The organism is Gordonia sp. 852002-10350_SCH5691597 (genome assembly GCF_001665715.1).
Lineage (GTDB): Bacteria > Actinomycetota > Actinomycetes > Mycobacteriales > Mycobacteriaceae > Gordonia > Gordonia sputi.
This window is the reverse complement of record NZ_LZMO01000295.1, coordinates 1-14,942: the sequence shown is the minus strand read 5'-3', so window position 1 is coordinate 14,942 and position 14,942 is coordinate 1. Positions and strand designations below refer to the sequence as shown.

Here is a 14,942-nt window from a genome sequence, read left to right as displayed (position 1 = left end):
CGAACCAAAGACATTGCCAGGAGGAAACGATGAACGGCGAGCCGATCACGCCCGCGCCTGTCGGTCCGGTCGACGCGGCTGTAGTGCCGCGATACGGCGGCGAAAGTACTTTTGCTCGACTACCTCGCCTGGATAGCGTGGCCGACGCCGACGTGCTCATCTGGGGAGTCCCCATCGACAGTGGCGTGAGCTATCGACCGGGCACGCGATTCGGCCCCACGCACATCAGACAGGGCTCAAGGTTACTGCGACCCTACAATCCGGCGAACGATCGATTTCCGTTCTCGCGCAACCAGGTAGCCGACGCCGGAGACATCGGCGTCAGTCCATACGACATCCGAGCTGCAATCTCCACCATCGAATCATCGGCTTCGGCGGTTGTCGGGACCGGACGAACTCTGCTGACCCTGGGCGGCGATCACACGATTGCGTTGCCGCTGCTGCGAGTTGCCCACCGAATGTACGGCCCCCTCGCCGTTCTGCACTTTGATGCGCATTTGGACACCTGGGACACCTATTTCGGTGAGCCGTATACGCACGGAACACCGTTTCGTCGTGCTTCCGAAGAAGGTCTGATCGACACTCAGCACTCCATGCACGTCGGATTGCGCGGCCCCCTCTATGCCAAGCTCGACCTCGACGAGAGCGAAGAGATGGGGTTCGCGGCGATCAACTGCCGCGAGTTCGCTCGTACCGGCGTCGATGAGCTGATCGACAGAATGCGGGAGCGATTGGGTGACCGCCCCGTCTACGTGTCGGTCGACATAGACGTGCTGGATCCCGCTCATGCGCCGGGCACGGGACCCCTGAAGCAGGTGGCCTGACAAGTCGCGAGCTTCTGGAGATGGTGCGAGGCCTGGCGGGCTTGAACATCGTCGGCATGGACATCGTCGAGGTGAGTCCTGCTTATGACCATGCCGAGTTGACCGCGCTCGCTGCGGCGCACACCGCCTACGAATTGCTCAGCGTGGTACCTGCGCGACGATGAAGGAGCACCGAGTAGTGGTGACTCGTGCGCGTCCAGTCAGTTTCGGTCGCCGCTCGTTCTTATACCGTGAAACAATGGCCACAGGTGCGAACGCCACTGCGAAACCTCCGATCGATGACATCGATCGACGCATCATCGAGTTGCTCCAGCACGATGGGCGGGCGAGTTTTCAGAATATCGCCGAGGCGATCGAGTTATCACGTCCGTCCACCCGGGCACGGGTCCTGCGTCTTCTCGACGATCGAATCGTCGAAGTGCGAGGAGTTGTACACCCCTCGGTGTTCGGACTACACGCCTATGCGCACGCGTCAGTTGTCGTGACCAGTCCGGCTGTCCGGATAGGTGAGATGCTCGCTGCCGATGAAGACGTACCGTTTATCAGCGTCACCGCCGGTGCGCACGCCCTTGTGGTCGAGTTGCGATGTGCTGATCAGCAAAGTCTTGCAGCGGCACTGGCGAGGATTACCTCGATCGACGGAGTCACCCAGGTCACCACTTCCAGTTACCTCTCGATCGCAAAAGATGCGTACTGGCCCCCTCGGCCGTTGTCTGTCAGTGACGTGGACACCGCCGACCGGCTGCTCTTGGAATTGCTGCAGCGAGACGGTCGGACCAGTTTCGTCGAACTCGGGAAACACACGGCACTCTCACCATCCGCTGTGCGTACGCGCGTCGCACGCCTGATCGAGGGCGGTGTGCTGCATATCGGCGCGCGCATTCGACCCGACGTACTGAACACCCAGCATGTCGTGGGATTCGGCCTCACTGTTGATGGTGATTCGACTCCCGTCATCGAGAAACTGCAGAAGTGGGACACCATTCAGTACCTCGCGTCGTGTATCGGCCGCTACGCCGTCATCGGTACTGCGATTTCGGTCTCGAACTCGCAGATGGCCGAGGTCATCGACCTTATCCGCGCCAGCCCAGGCGTCCGCGTTGTCGATACGTGGACTCACCTTTGCTTCGTCAAAGAAGACTACGACCACTCGCCAGTCGGCTAGGTCTCGACGCCTTCTCCCTGGCTGTAGACTGCCGGGCTTTACGGACTCTCAATCGTTGGTGATGGACCAGTCCCTGTTGAGCGAGAGGGCTTTTCAGCGAGCGGCGGCTCACTCCTGGCTGGTGGGCTCCTCACGCTCGCGCCGACGGTCGGCTTGCAAGGATTTGATCCGACGCTCCTCGCGGAGCGCCTCGACGTGCTTGGTGCGCTCGGCGGCGAGCCAGTCTGGCATCTCTTCGAGCAACGCGTTGATCTGATCGGTCGTCAACGCCTCTGTCACCTCGCCCCGAACCAGCCCGGAGTTGGAGATCCCGAGTTTGGCCGCTACCAGATTCTTCGGGTGCGGGCCGTTGGCACGTAGATCGCGCAACCACTGCGGCGGATCGGCCTGCCAGGCCGACACCTGTTCCCGGGTTATCGTTCCGGAGCGAAACTCGTCGGGTGTCGCGGGAAGGTAGATGTCGAGCTTCTTGGCGGCGGTGGCCGGCTTCATGGACTGCGAGCTCATACTCGCAGCGTATCCCCGGTAGCCTCGGGGCGTGAATTCGCCCGTCGATCCCAATGAGTCCAGCGCTGCGGTCTTCCGGCTCGCATTTGTGCCGGGTAGCACACCGGGGAAGTGGGTCCGCATTTTCGAGGAGCGCCACCCGGACGTCCGACTCGATCTTGTACCGACCGCGGTCGCCGACACCGCCGCAGCGCTTATCGACCGCAGCGTCGACATTGCGCTCACCAGGCTGCCCGACGCACTCTCACATGCCGATCTGGGTCCGCACCACATCATCGCCCTGTACGAAGAAACGACGGTGGCGGTGATGGGTAAGGACAATGTGCTCACCGCAGGTGACGAGTTGTCGCGGGCTGACCTTGCCGACGAGAACGTGCTCTGGCCCCTCGATGAACCGCTCGTCGTCACCGAACGTCCCGGTAGCGCGGTGGACCATCGGCCGGAGACGACCGCCGACGCGATCGAACTCGTGGCCAGCGGAATGGGGGTGGTGCTGGTGCCGCAATCGCTGGCACGTTTGCACCACCGCCGCGACCTCGCCTATCGCCCGGTCACCGACGTCCCAACAAGCACCGTCGGATTGCTGTGGCCGCAGCCGACTTCGGATCTGGCCGCGGAGTTCATCGGGATTGTTCGTGGACGCAAGGCCACGTCGTCGCGTGGCACGTCCGAACCGCCACCGAAGCGGTCGGCGAAAGAGAAGGCGGCCGCCAAGCGGGCATCTCGCGAAGCGGCCGGAACGATACCGGCACGCGGAAAAGCGAAGGCGCGCAAAGCTCGGCGGTCACGGTGAACCGTGTGACACCGTCGCGCCAACAGGTGATTGACTGACATGCCAGGTAAAACGCGACACTCGACAATTCGCGTGGCCGGCCTCGGTCAGCTCGCAAGCCTGCCGACGACGGTGACCGACTTCCACCCGCAGTGTTGCCTGCGATAGTCCACCGATCAGCAAGGGTGGGTGCGGACGCTGCGGCTTGGGATTGCCCACCGCCCCGGTCAACACGACGTGCCCGCCAGTGAAGTCGAACGGATCGTCCTCCGTCCAGAGCCCTCTGATCCATTCACACGCCTCGGCAAGCGCGTCTACCCTGTTCAACACGATGGATTTCGCGGCGCAGTATTACGACTGCTGTGTGGAGAATGCGTTGCTAGGGCTGGGTATGTTCCCGACGGGTGCGCATCCGTTCCATCCGCGGATTCCGCCGGCGCCCGCGACGCCGAAGGGGCCGATCGAGGATGCGAACCGGGACGGGCCGGGGCCTGATGATTACCGCTCCTACAACCCGAGCGTGCTGGAGAAGGGGTACTTGCAGGGGGTTCGTGCGGCCGCTGACCAGACCAGCATCTACGACTACTACAACTGGGACACGACCAAGAAATCGCCGTCAGAACAGTATTCGGATCTCAACGATCTCCATCGTGCTGGTTGGGCGCAGAACTACGAGGTGACGAACACGTCGAGTCCGCAGACGTTGGCGGTGCCGCAGGCGCAGCCACAGCCGTTGCAGCCCAGGGCGAACTGATGACGCGGAACCGATGGGTGTGGGTATCGATCACCTGTGCTGTCGCGGTGGTGGTGGCACTTGTTGTGGGTGCGGTGGTGTACTTCAGCACCGGGCATCGTGCGGCTCGGATGGCTGACCGGATCGGCGTGAGCGTGCCCAACAATGCCACCGACCTGCAGGTCGACGACCCGCCATTCGCTTTGCAGGGAAACTGCTCGGCGATGGCATTTCTGATACCGAAGGACGAATGGCGGGCCTACGTCGCGAAGTACGTCGATCTAGACACGTTGGGGGCACCAAATACGCTCTGGGAGTTGTGTGGACAAGCTCATATCACCTGCGACAGCGACATTTATGTCAAAGGATTCGCCGTTTCGAGCCAATGGGAGGGCATCAAGCGCCGGCTCCAGATAACTCCTGACTGCGTCGATGGCAAAGCCAGAATCGCCTGGGGCACAGACGACTAGTCGTGCAGCGATCGATTCATCGCAGCGCTCGCACCGTCACGCTGGCCATGGGCGTAGCTGGCCGCGCTGTACGACATCTCCGATTCAGATCCTCGGCGGGTACGCGAGTTGTTACTACTAGGCATTGCGAAGAGACGCCGGACAGGAAATGTCCAGGCTGGATGTCCTCACCCCACCAAATAGACACGGTGACCGGAGTTCCACTGAACCCCGACAATGGCGGCGTCGGCAACATCGCATAAGTGTTCGTATAGCGTCCGGCAAAAGCCGAGGGTACGGGATTCTGTACACTTTCGAGACCTGGTGCGTGCGTAGCATGGAAGGAACAGTGCGATGTCGTTCGATCTCGTTGCTTTGGCGGAGCGCATCACCGGGATTGCAAGTGACACCCAGTCTGTGTTCTCCGACGACACTACGCTATTAGCTTGTTGGGTAGAGCAGGACTCGATATTTATTGTATTTAGGTCCAACCTGATGCAGAACAAGCGGCGGACATTGGGGATAGTTTGCGACTCGAAAAGCCTGACCGACACAGATGCTTACGATCTGGCATACGATATTTATCAATACGAAATGGTAGAGCCACACCCCTATCAGACTAACTATTCACACGAACACGACGCGATCGACTGGCGATTCATCGGGTCATGGAAGATGCCAGCTCGACTCGACGGGTTGCTAGCAGCGGTGGCAACCGAGAGATCCATAGGGGAGCATATGAGACGAGCGTCAGCGGCTGGTGTCGCTATTGTGGTCTATTTCCCCGCGCCTTTCCTTAGCGGGCGCGCTGGACCGACGAGCCATGGATCGACTGCGTACGGCTCATCCTCCTTGCGATCTGAATCTGAATCAGGCACGAAGACGGTCTACACGTACGAATCCTCCAAAGTCGAAGCATCGGTTGATGGCGCGTCAATTAATCTTAAACCTTTTGCATTCTCAACTGGCACCGTAAGCGCTTCCGTACCATTACTCACGGCGGGAAATGGGTGTCAGCCAGCTAATGCTGATCATGCTGGCAAGTTCCTCGTGGTGAGGAGAGGCGACTGCATATTCGAACAAAAATACGAAGTCGCTCAACGTGGAGGAGCATCAGGTCTCGTCATAACGTCCAGCGAGCCTCTAACGGATGGCCGGTGGCGAAACCCAAGAATTGATCTGACAGACATCCCCGTACTGGTGAGCGACGAACCGAAGTCTACGCGGATGCTCGCCGACGGCCGCACCATAAGTGTGTCATTCCAAGCGTGGATCGATTCTCAGCCGAGCGGATAGCGTTCTCGGTTGAGAAAAGGGGCGAACGCGGGCAAGGTCTGCGATTCTCGATCCAGAAGCCCTCATCACCGCCGCATCGACAAAGCCCTGCACGCGGTGATCATGGAGGCCTACGTGCATTGTGTATCGACCCGCAGTGTCGATGACCTCGTGGGCGCGGGAGTTCCTCGCCTCACTCAAAGCACGCGACCTCTCGGGAGTACATCTGGTCATCTCCAATGCCCACGCCGGGTTGAAAGCGGCTGTGGCCCAGCAGTTCACCGGACCAGCTTGGCAACGCTGCCGGGTGCATTTCATGCGGAACGTGCATGGTGCGGTCTCGACCAAGCAGCCGCCGGTGGTGACCGCTGCGGTCAATACCATTTTTGCCCACATCGAGCCGGCAGAGGTTGCCGCGCAGTGGGATCAGCTCGCCGACACCCTCGAATCCTCGTTCCCGAAAGTGACGGCGATGATGGCTGAGGCCAAACCTGACGTGCTTGCGTTCACCGCGTCCCCTAAGGCGCATTGGCAGAAGATCTGGTCGAACAATCAGATCGAACGGTTGAACAAGGAGATCAAGCGCCGCGCTGATGTCGTGGAGATCTTCCCCAACCCGGCCGCGTTCCTACGGCTGGCCACCGCAGTGGTGATCGAAGGCCACGACGAATGGCGAGTCACCCGCCGCTACCGCTCCGCCGCATTAGGTGGATCGCTGATTCAGTTGACGACAACAGACTTTGTCAGATCCGAGTCAGCGGTTTTTTCGCACCCGATTTTTCACAGTGACGGGTTTGGTGCGCAAATGACCAGTCTCAGTTCGCGTCGAAAACAGCTGAATCGTCTCAACTTCAACGAGGAAAGCGACTTCTGTCTCAACTTTCGACGATCGCAACAACAGCAGCAACTAACCCCGCGCCATGTCCACGAAGCGGCTCAAATGTAGTTGATGCGCAACGGTAATCGTGGCGGTGGGACCATTTCGATGCTTGCCGACAATGATGTCGGCCTCGCCCGCGCGAGGGTCGTCACGTTCGAAAGCATCCGGCCGGTGCAGCAGAATAACCATGTCCGCATCCTGCTCTAGCGATCCCGACTCGCGAAGATCCGATACCTGTGGTTTTTTATCAGTGCGCTGCTCGGGACCACGGTTGAGCTGGCTGATCGCGACCACGGGAACCTCGAGTTCCTTTGCGAGCAGCTTCAATTGGCGGCTGAACTCCGAGACTTCCTGCTGACGAGACTCGACCTTCTTGCCCGACGTCATCAGCTGCATGTAGTCCACCACAACGAGTTTCAGGTCGTGGCGCTGCTTAAGGCGTCGAGCTTTGGCGCGGATCTCCATCATGGTGAGGTTCGGCGAGTCGTCGATGAACAGCGGCGCCTCGGAGATCTCACCCATTCGGCGTGCGAGGCGCGTCCAGTCGTCGTCGGACATCGAACCGCCACGCATGTCGCCGAGCTTGATCTTCGCTTCGGCCGAGAGGAGTCTCATCACGATCTCGACCTTGCTCATCTCGAGGGAGAACATCGCGGCCGTCATCTGGTGGCCGATCGAGCACGACCGGATGAAGTCCATGGCGAGCGTCGAATTATGCGTCGGCACCATCGCCTCACCGGCGAGATACATGTGTTCGTCGTTGTCGACCTGCACGCACCGCACCGGGACGCTGCGGACCGGGCGCACGGCGACGACGCGTCGGACTCCCGACTGCATGCGAAGCTCCTTGTGGCGCAACGCTTTATGGTAAACGGTGAAGACATCGTCGTCGCCGGTGTCGACCCGGAGCCAGCCCGTGGCAGACCTCTTGTACGTGTAGCCGAGTCCGGCGACGAGGTCGGCGATGACGGCGGTCATGTGTCGGGTGGCGGCGGGAACGATGATCCATCCGTCCTCGTCGACGCTCGCGCGGGCATCGAGGAGTCCGGCGAGCAGTGCTCGACGCTGCGCGATCGACCCGCGCAGATACTCATACGGAATACGCCCACCGAGATCTGACATCAGCGCCATGACGTCGACGTCGCCCTCCGCGTCGATGCGGATGCCGATCTCGGGGTCGTCGAATGCCATTCCGGCAAGTGCGGCAACGGTATACGGACCGTAGGCAAAGTTCTTGCGCGGCAACTCGAGCGGCTCGGTGTTGCGCACCATGGCGCACCCGACGTGCACCCGCAGATCGGCCGTGGTGAGGGTGCGGCGCTCATCGTCGATCTCTGCGACCCACTGGTGCTGTTCGTCGGCGACGAGCACGCTGCCGTCGCTGAACTCCACCTCGAAGCACGGCCGCTCCGTCATGACCTCGGTCGCGGCAACGACGCGCGTCGGCCTACCGTGCGGATCGATGAGTTCGTCGCCGACGCTCACCGTGCCCATCGTGGTCCAGCCGGTCGGGGTCGGTAGCGGAGTGTCGAGCGAGAGCGCTTTGCCGACACCCGGGCGGGCCGCCACGATGATCATCTGTCCGGGGTGGAGACCGTTGGTGAGCTTGTCCAGGTCGGCGAAACCCGTTGGCACACCGAGCGAAATGCCACCGCGGGAGGCGATGGAGTCGATCTCGTCCATCGTCGGCTGCAGCAGCTCTTCGAGCGGCACATAGTCTTCGGCGGTACGCCGCTCGGTGACCTCGTAGACCTCGGCCTGTGCGCGGTCGACCACCTCGGCGACATCCTGACCGTCGGCACCGGAGTAGCCGAACTGCACGATGCGCGTGCCGGCTTCGACGAGGCGTCGAAGAATGGCCTTCTCGGCGACGATCTCGGCGTAGTAGCCGGCATTGGCCGCAGTGGGCACGGTGGAGATCAGGGTGTGCAGATAGGGTGCGCCCCCGATGCGGCGCAGCTCGCCCGCGCGCTCGAGCTCTGCGGCGACCGTGACGGCGTCGGCGGGTTCGCCCTTGCCGTACAGCTCGAGGATCGCCTCGTAGACGGCCTGATGCGCCGGTCGGTAGAAGTCGTTGGTGCGAATCTTCTCGATGACGTCGGCGATCGCGTCTTTCGAGAGCATCATGCCGCCGAGGACGGACTGCTCGGCCGCCATGTCTTGCGGCGGTTGCCTGCCATATTCCTCGACCGGCATGTCTGGCTCGTCGGGTCGTCCGGAATCGCGCGCCGCACCGTGGCCGCGATCATCGACAACTGCCACGTGTGCCAACCTTTCGAACTCGAACCCTGACGATGGACGTCCCCCAACCGTCAAACTCGTCGACACGGCGGTGTGCTGACGAATCGGCCGTCCCCCGCAATCCGACTGGCTGAGTCGTCTTTGTTCATACCCGGGGGGTCTGACATGTCGGACCGCACATCGCGACGCGCAACACCATCGGGCACTGATGGAAGACAGTAGGAGTTCGTCTCGTCGCACTCAAACGCGCTTGTGGACGAACCTGTGGATGGCCTGTGGACGGCTCACGCGCAACCCCGCGTCAGTTGTGCAGCCGCTGTGGAGAAGGTTGGGGAGTATATGTGTGCGCAACTCGATCTCTGCAGGTCAGACGCTGTGCGCGATTTCCACAACAAAGAACTTTTCTCAGCTCGGCGTGTCTTGGGAAACTCACAGTCGGGCGTGTTGTGGGCGGGTGACAACCACCAGCGGGCAACAACGCAGTGAACAGTGGGTGCGACCTGCGCAACAGTGCAGTTTCGTCGCGGCGATTGGCAGTCGCCGCGCCGCGCACACCGCCACTGTCCGAGTTTTGCCCTCGTTCGACGCCCCGATGTGGTGGACTGGCCCCGTGCCGACGACCCCTAGACGCCACAAGATGTCTCGCTCCCGTCTGGCGTCGTGGCTCCTGGCCACTGCAGCGCTTCTCGTACCGCTACTCAACGCATCTCCGGCATCCGCAGCACCCCCACCGCTGCCAGCCGCATTCGACCTCGCGCGATACACGCCTGTCGATCCGACGCCGTTCCGCTCACTGGCTTACGACGACAACGGACGGTCGTTCTTCACCACCGGACGGTGGAACTGCCAGATCGGCCCGACGTTCCGCTCAGTGGGCTGTCAGGGCCGCCCCGCGACCGCACCTCCCGGCGTGCAGGGCGCAGCCATCACCGCCGACGCCCAGGGGCCGTGGTGGGTGCCCAAGCCCGATTTGCTGACCGGCACCTCGTACCACTTCGGCTCGACGTCGGGCTTCCGTCCGCCGCGCCTGAATGTCGGCACACGCGTGACGATCGCAGGCGTCACCTGCACGGTGTCCTCAGCCACCCAGGTCGCCTGCCGCACCGGCAATCGAGCGCTGATCTTCTCGCCCGGATTCCACAAGTTCTATTACCCCGCCGACGACACCGCGCACAGCGGCAACCCCGCTCCGCGCTACCTGCCGACGTCGCTGCAGGCGTCGAGTCAGCTACCGCTGGTCCCGGCGCCGCCGAGCTGACAAGACACCCTACCGTCACTCCGCAGTCGCGGGGGCGCCTGTTCGACGACGCTCACGCAGGGTGCGCATGCCACGTGGCGAAGCGGTCAGTAGGTAACCCGCATCCACACCCCGGTTGACCACCAGGATAGGGACATCCGTTGTGGCACACAGCCTTCGGGCCAATCGACCCGGCCCCGACGCGTACCCGAGGACCATAGCGGCCGCATCGAGGTCGCGGGACTCCCGGGCCAACACGACCTGGGGCTCGCCGCTGCGCACCAGGGCTCGAACATCGGAAGCGCCTGCGGCACAGGCGACTTCTCGCGCACGTCGTTGAACCTCATGGATCACCGAGAGCTCCTCGAGCTGATATGCGTCGACTCCCAACTCATCTCGCCACCGTCGTTCCTCGCGACTGCGGTGTGGATTCGCCCGCTGCCGTGCGACGGCACTGACGAGGTAGAGCGGCGCCTCGGCGCGGACAGCACGAGCGCAATACTCGACCGCCCAATACGATTCGTCCGTTCCACACACTCCGACGACGACGGGCGCCGCGGAGTTCTGGGCCTGGGTGTGAGACTGGGCCTGGGTGTGAGACTGGGACTGGGTGTGAGTCTGGGCCGGCCGGGTCCCACCGCGCAGGGGAATCGTCGCGACGGGATGGTGCTGGATCTGATGACCGAAGAGTGCGTGCATGGCGGTGACTTCCGAGATGAGACTGCATTGCTGTGAACGCGAATCCCTTGTACCGGCACACCACGTCGGGCACCACCACCGAGCTGGACCCGGGGGAACTCGCTGACGACGACGCTACGAGCGCGAGCCCTCGTGGTAACGGGTAGCCACCTACCCCACTTTCGCGACTGCACGGCCTCGTCGCGGCCTATGGGTACGCATTTCATGAACCACGTAAAGCCGACACCCTCAGAAACGACGAGAGCCGGGCGGACATCGTTCCGCCCGGCTCTCGACCGGTGTACAGCTACTGCCTACCAGGCAGCGGGTAAATCAAGCAGCGACGACGTCGACCTGAACGGTCGCGGTGACGTCGGGGTGCAGGTTCACGACGACCGGGAAGGTGCCGGTCGACTTGATGTGTCCCTTGGGCAGTTCGACGCTGCGCTTGTCGACTGCGGGGCCACCTGCGGACTTGATCGCGCCGGCGACATCGCCAGCGGTGACCGAGCCGAACAGCTTGCCCGAATCGTGCGTCTTGACCGTGAGGCTGATGCTCGACAGGTTCTCGAGCGCCTGCTTGAGCTCGTTGGCGTGCTCGACGCCACGGACCTCGCGGGCCTCCTGCGAGCGTCGAATGGTCTCGACCTGCTTCTCGGCACCACGGGTGGCCTTGATGGCCAGGCCGCGCGGCAGCAGGAAGTTACGGCCGTAGCCGTCCTTGACCTCGACGGTGTCGCCTGCTTCGCCGAGGTTCTCCACGGCAGCGGTGAGGATGAGTTTCATGTCGTTATCCCCTTCCGGCTTATCGGGCGGTCGAGGTGAAGGGCAGCAGTGCCACCTCACGCGAGTTCTTGACGGCCACAGCGACGTCGCGCTGGTGCTGGACGCAGTTGCCGGTCACGCGACGCGACCGGATCTTGCCGCGATCGGACAGGAAACGACGCAGCAGCGCGGTGTCCTTGTAGTCGATGTCGGCCTTCTTGTCCTTGCAGAAGGAGCACGCCTTGGTCTTGGTGACCTTCTCGACGCGCACCTTCCGGGTGCTCTTAGCTTTTGCCATGTGTACTTACTCCAAAGTTGTTGCGAGGACGCCTCTTTCACATGAAGGGCGTCGTCGCGGTTCAGAAGGGGGGTTCGTCGTCCCCGCCGCCGAAGTTTCCGCCGCTACTCGCGGGTGCACTGCCCCACGGGTCGTCGGCAACCTGCTGGCCCGAGCCCGACCCGCCGCTGCGGCTTCCGCCGCCGGACGAGCCGAAGCCTCCGCCGCCGCCCCCACCGCGCGAGGCCTTGTTGACCTTCGCGGTGGCGTACCGCAGCGATGGGCCGATCTCGTCGACCTCCAGCTCAACAACAGTGCGCTTCTCACCCTCGCGGGTTTCGTACGACCGCTGCTTGAGACGGCCCTGCACGATGACCCGGGATCCCTTGGTCAGACTCTCGGTCACGTTCTCCGCGGCCTCGCGCCAGATATTGCAGCGCAGGAACAGCGCTTCGCCGTCCTTCCACTCGTTCGTCTGACGATCGAATGTGCGCGGCGTCGACGCCACCGTGAAGTTGGCCACCGCCGCACCCGACGGGGTGAACCGGAGTTCCGGATCAGCCGTGAGGTTGCCGATGACTGTGATGACCGTGTCGCCTGCCATGTGTTTCCCCTTAGGTCTACGTGTGGGCACTCGTCGAAATCGATGTGCACCGCGAGTTGAGTTCAACCCTAGGTGTCGACACCGACGAGATCGATGGATTCGTTCGGTCGATCAGGGATCTGTGGGTTACTTGCGCAGAACCTTCGTGCGCAGAACCGACTCGTTGAGCTTCAGCTGACGATCGAGCTCGCTGACCGTCTTGGGCTCGGCGTTGAGATCGATGACGGCGTAAATGCCTTCGCTGTGCTTCAAGATCTCGTACGCGAGTCGGCGCTTGCCCCAGATGTCGACGTTATCCACCTTGCCGCCGTCGTTACGGACAACGTTGAGGAAAGTATCGAGTGAAGGGGCGACGGTGCGCTCGTCCAGATTCGGATCGAGAATGACCATCAATTCGTAGTGACGCATAAGACCACATCACCTCCTATGGGCTCATCGGCCACGGACTGTCCGTGGCAGGAGGGTCGCCTGCGTCGGCAACCGCTCCACCATACACGGGACACCCCTGACCAGCGAAATCACTGAGTAGCCGCCGCCAGCAGTCGTTGTGCCGCATCCTCGGCGAGGCCACGAAGCTCATTCGGCGACTCGATCACGAAGGCGCATCCGAGCCCCACGAGCACCCCGGGAATCCAGTCGAGGCGCTCGGCCGAGATGGACACGCGCCACCAGGTTTCGTCATCGTCGGTCCTCGAAAGCCGTTCCAGCACGGCAATACTCGGCGGCAGATGAGCGCGAATCACGTCCTCCTGCGCCGCAACGCGCACCGACACCTGCCAGACACGCTCGGCGGTGGCGAAACGGCGCGTCAGATCGGGCGGACCATCCTCGCTGCGATGGGATCGCGAGGTGAATTCGCCGGGCAACGTGCGGATTGCCTGTACCCGGTCGAGACGGAAGGTGCGCTCGTCGCCGTGACGGAGGTCGAGGCCCACCACGTACCAGCGGCCTGCGTGCGACACGAGGTGATACGGATGCATCGTGCGCTGTGCGGTCACAGCTGCTGGCTTCGAGCCGCTTCGGTACGTCATCAATAACGGTCGACGATGGGCTACCGCGTCGGCAACCGTCAACAGCACCTCGGCGTCGGCGGCGTCGGATCGACGGCGCACGTCGAAGCTCGCAGTCGTGAGGAGCGCGTCGACCCGCGCGGCAGCGCGACGTGGGAGGGCACGTCGGATCTTGGACAACGCCGTCTGCGCAGCGGTGTCCGACCATCCGTCCTGCGATTGTGCGCGCAGCAACCCGACCGTCGCTGCGACCGCCTCGTCGTCGGAAAGCATCAGCGGCGGCATGCGATAGCCGGGTGACATCCTGTATCCGCCGTGACGTCCACGCATCGATTCGACCGGAATGTCGAGGTCGCGTAGCTGCTGCACGTAACGGCGGACGGTCCGCTCATCGACGCCGAGCCGATCGGAGAGCTCGCCGACCGTGCGCAGGCCGGTCGATTGCAGCAACTCGAGTAGCTGCAGCACGCGGGACACGGGCGCCGTCATGCGACCGATTCTGTCACTGAAACCGGGCTGATTCTGTCCGGTATCGCTCATAGCGTTGCCTTCGGTGATCGTCGATCACCACCGCAGACCTCAACCGAAAAGGACACCACCATGAAACTGGCAGCCACCCGTGTCATCACCGACGACGTCGACGGCCTCGTCGAGTTCTACGAAAAGATCACCGGACTGTCCGCGCGCCGCGTCCATCCACTGTTCGCCGAACTCGAGACGTCGACCGGCACCCTGGCGATCGCCAGCTCGCAGACCATCGGACTTCTCGGCGAGAATGCACTCGAGTCCCGGGCCAATCGGTCAGTCACGTTCGACTTCCTCGTCGACGACGTCGACGCCGTGTATGCGACGCTGCGGGAGGTCGTTGCCGAATTCGTGAACGAGCCGACGACGATGCCGTGGGGTAATCGCTCACTGCTGTTCCGCGATCCCGACGGCAACCTGGTCAATGTATTCAGCCCCGCGACCGACGCCGCGCGAGCACGTTTCGCATAGCCGAGCACTCGTCCACAGTGGTAGGTGACGCAGCCCACCCGGCATCGATCTCCTACCCTGTAGGCCATGCCCGCGCTCCGCTTCTCTCCAACCATGGGCTTTGGGCAGTACACGCTGTCTCGTCGCGGCGAGACAGCGTTGATCGTTCTGGTCTCGCTGCTTCTCACATCGGTGGCTCTGTACTGGTCCTATGTCATCAAGGTGAAGTGCGGCGGCGAGCCGTTCTTTCCCGACGGTCGGTCGCATCACTTCCCCGTCGGCGACGTCGACGCGGTTGTCCCCTGCTATTCCGACCTGATGTACCTGTGGGTCGGGCGCGACATCAACAATCACATCTTCCCGTACATCCACGGCGGGATCGAGCCCAACGGTCACCTGTTCGGCGGCGTTGTCGAGTACCCGGTGCTGTCCGGCATGTTGATGTACCTCGGCGCGATCGGCGCACACACCGACACCGAGTCATCAGCGCCAGCATGATGGTGATCGCGAAGGCGAACGGAGCGAGCAACAGCGCGGAATGCTGGAAGAA

At 62.6% G+C, this 14,942-nt stretch carries 16 protein-coding genes and 3 pseudogenes; 10 read left to right on the top strand and 9 right to left on the bottom strand.

Annotated elements, in window-relative coordinates; translation table 11 throughout:
• The first annotated feature begins 29 nt into the window (after positions 1 to 29).
• Both speB and A5777_RS22325 read left to right on the top strand, forming a co-directional pair.
• Positions 30 to 988, top strand: a pseudogene (gene speB / locus A5777_RS22330) (agmatinase).
• Positions 989 to 1,062: 74 nt separating this feature from the next.
• A complete protein-coding gene (locus A5777_RS22325; RefSeq protein ID WP_064864689.1) occupies positions 1,063 to 1,989 on the top strand; it encodes an Lrp/AsnC family transcriptional regulator in 927 nt (308 codons plus the stop codon).
• A 108-nt stretch (positions 1,990 to 2,097) separates the two neighbouring features.
• Here the strand turns inward: A5777_RS22325 and A5777_RS22320 are convergent, their stop codons facing one another.
• The gene (locus tag A5777_RS22320) at positions 2,098 to 2,481 is read right to left on the bottom strand and encodes a DUF5997 family protein (RefSeq protein WP_064864688.1); all 384 of its coding nucleotides are present in this window, start codon (positions 2,479 to 2,481) and stop codon (positions 2,098 to 2,100) included.
• Positions 2,482 to 2,527: 46 nt separating this feature from the next.
• Here A5777_RS22320 and A5777_RS22315 point away from each other — a divergent pair, with 46 nt between their 5' ends.
• Positions 2,528 to 3,289, top strand: a complete 762-nt coding sequence (locus A5777_RS22315) for a LysR family transcriptional regulator substrate-binding protein (RefSeq protein ID WP_064864687.1) — start codon at positions 2,528 to 2,530, stop codon at positions 3,287 to 3,289.
• Here A5777_RS22315 and A5777_RS24455 read toward each other — a convergent pair.
• Positions 3,281 to 3,598, bottom strand: a complete 318-nt coding sequence (locus tag A5777_RS24455; protein WP_231895170.1) for an LLM class flavin-dependent oxidoreductase — start codon at positions 3,596 to 3,598, stop codon at positions 3,281 to 3,283. The two genes, A5777_RS22315 and A5777_RS24455, sit on opposite strands and share 9 nt — an antisense overlap.
• A gap of 1 nt (position 3,599) precedes the next feature.
• On the opposite strand from A5777_RS24455, the gene A5777_RS22310 reads away from it, so the two are divergent.
• From A5777_RS22310 to A5777_RS22300, 4 genes and pseudogenes are all read left to right on the top strand, one after another.
• Positions 3,600 to 4,022, top strand: coding sequence for a hypothetical protein (locus A5777_RS22310; RefSeq protein WP_156529464.1), 423 nt, complete (start codon positions 3,600 to 3,602; stop codon positions 4,020 to 4,022).
• Positions 4,023 to 4,039: 17 nt separating this feature from the next.
• Positions 4,040 to 4,471 carry a hypothetical protein gene (locus tag A5777_RS22305; RefSeq protein ID WP_156529463.1) on the top strand — a complete coding sequence of 144 codons (432 nt, stop codon included), beginning with the start codon at positions 4,040 to 4,042 and terminating at the stop codon, positions 4,469 to 4,471.
• A gap of 333 nt (positions 4,472 to 4,804) precedes the next feature.
• Positions 4,805 to 5,746: a PA domain-containing protein gene (locus A5777_RS24450; protein ID WP_082933805.1), complete on the top strand. Its 942-nt coding sequence runs from the start codon at positions 4,805 to 4,807 to the stop codon at positions 5,744 to 5,746.
• 69 nt (positions 5,747 to 5,815) lie between these two features.
• A pseudogene (locus A5777_RS22300) lies at positions 5,816 to 6,497 on the top strand (transposase); the annotation flags it as partial.
• A 135-nt stretch (positions 6,498 to 6,632) separates the two neighbouring features.
• Here A5777_RS22300 and dnaB read toward each other — a convergent pair.
• Positions 6,633 to 8,867: a replicative DNA helicase gene (dnaB, locus tag A5777_RS22295; RefSeq protein WP_049699283.1), complete on the bottom strand. Its 2,235-nt coding sequence runs from the start codon at positions 8,865 to 8,867 to the stop codon at positions 6,633 to 6,635.
• Between the two features lie 616 nt (positions 8,868 to 9,483).
• Here dnaB and A5777_RS22290 point away from each other — a divergent pair.
• The gene (locus tag A5777_RS22290; protein ID WP_064864679.1) at positions 9,484 to 10,104 is read left to right on the top strand and encodes a hypothetical protein; all 621 of its coding nucleotides are present in this window, start codon (positions 9,484 to 9,486) and stop codon (positions 10,102 to 10,104) included.
• Positions 10,105 to 10,119: 15 nt separating this feature from the next.
• Here the strand turns inward: A5777_RS22290 and A5777_RS24445 are convergent, their stop codons facing one another.
• The 6 genes from A5777_RS24445 to A5777_RS22260 all read right to left on the bottom strand — a co-directional run bounded on the left by A5777_RS24445 (position 10,120) and on the right by A5777_RS22260 (position 13,906).
• The gene (locus A5777_RS24445; protein ID WP_082933804.1) at positions 10,120 to 10,782 is read right to left on the bottom strand and encodes a universal stress protein; all 663 of its coding nucleotides are present in this window, start codon (positions 10,780 to 10,782) and stop codon (positions 10,120 to 10,122) included.
• Positions 10,783 to 11,094: 312 nt separating this feature from the next.
• Positions 11,095 to 11,547 carry a 50S ribosomal protein L9 gene (rplI, locus tag A5777_RS22280; protein ID WP_005202389.1) on the bottom strand — a complete coding sequence of 151 codons (453 nt, stop codon included), beginning with the start codon at positions 11,545 to 11,547 and terminating at the stop codon, positions 11,095 to 11,097.
• A gap of 19 nt (positions 11,548 to 11,566) precedes the next feature.
• Positions 11,567 to 11,824 carry a 30S ribosomal protein S18 gene (gene rpsR / locus A5777_RS22275; RefSeq protein WP_005177187.1) on the bottom strand — a complete coding sequence of 86 codons (258 nt, stop codon included), beginning with the start codon at positions 11,822 to 11,824 and terminating at the stop codon, positions 11,567 to 11,569.
• A gap of 61 nt (positions 11,825 to 11,885) precedes the next feature.
• Positions 11,886 to 12,407 carry a single-stranded DNA-binding protein gene (locus tag A5777_RS22270; RefSeq protein WP_049699269.1) on the bottom strand — a complete coding sequence of 174 codons (522 nt, stop codon included), beginning with the start codon at positions 12,405 to 12,407 and terminating at the stop codon, positions 11,886 to 11,888.
• A 126-nt stretch (positions 12,408 to 12,533) separates the two neighbouring features.
• Positions 12,534 to 12,815 carry a 30S ribosomal protein S6 gene (gene rpsF / locus A5777_RS22265; RefSeq protein WP_005202393.1) on the bottom strand — a complete coding sequence of 94 codons (282 nt, stop codon included), beginning with the start codon at positions 12,813 to 12,815 and terminating at the stop codon, positions 12,534 to 12,536.
• 110 nt (positions 12,816 to 12,925) lie between these two features.
• Complete coding sequence (locus A5777_RS22260; RefSeq protein ID WP_064864720.1) at positions 12,926 to 13,906, bottom strand: helix-turn-helix transcriptional regulator; 981 nt, start codon at positions 13,904 to 13,906, stop codon at positions 12,926 to 12,928.
• 111 nt (positions 13,907 to 14,017) lie between these two features.
• Between A5777_RS22260 and A5777_RS22255 the strand changes: the two genes are divergently transcribed.
• Together A5777_RS22255 and A5777_RS22250 are read left to right on the top strand one after the other, a co-directional pair.
• Positions 14,018 to 14,413: a VOC family protein gene (locus A5777_RS22255; protein WP_064864675.1), complete on the top strand. Its 396-nt coding sequence runs from the start codon at positions 14,018 to 14,020 to the stop codon at positions 14,411 to 14,413.
• A 66-nt stretch (positions 14,414 to 14,479) separates the two neighbouring features.
• Positions 14,480 to 14,872, top strand: a pseudogene (locus tag A5777_RS22250) (hypothetical protein); the annotation flags it as partial.
• Between the last annotated feature and the right edge of the window lie 70 nt (positions 14,873 to 14,942).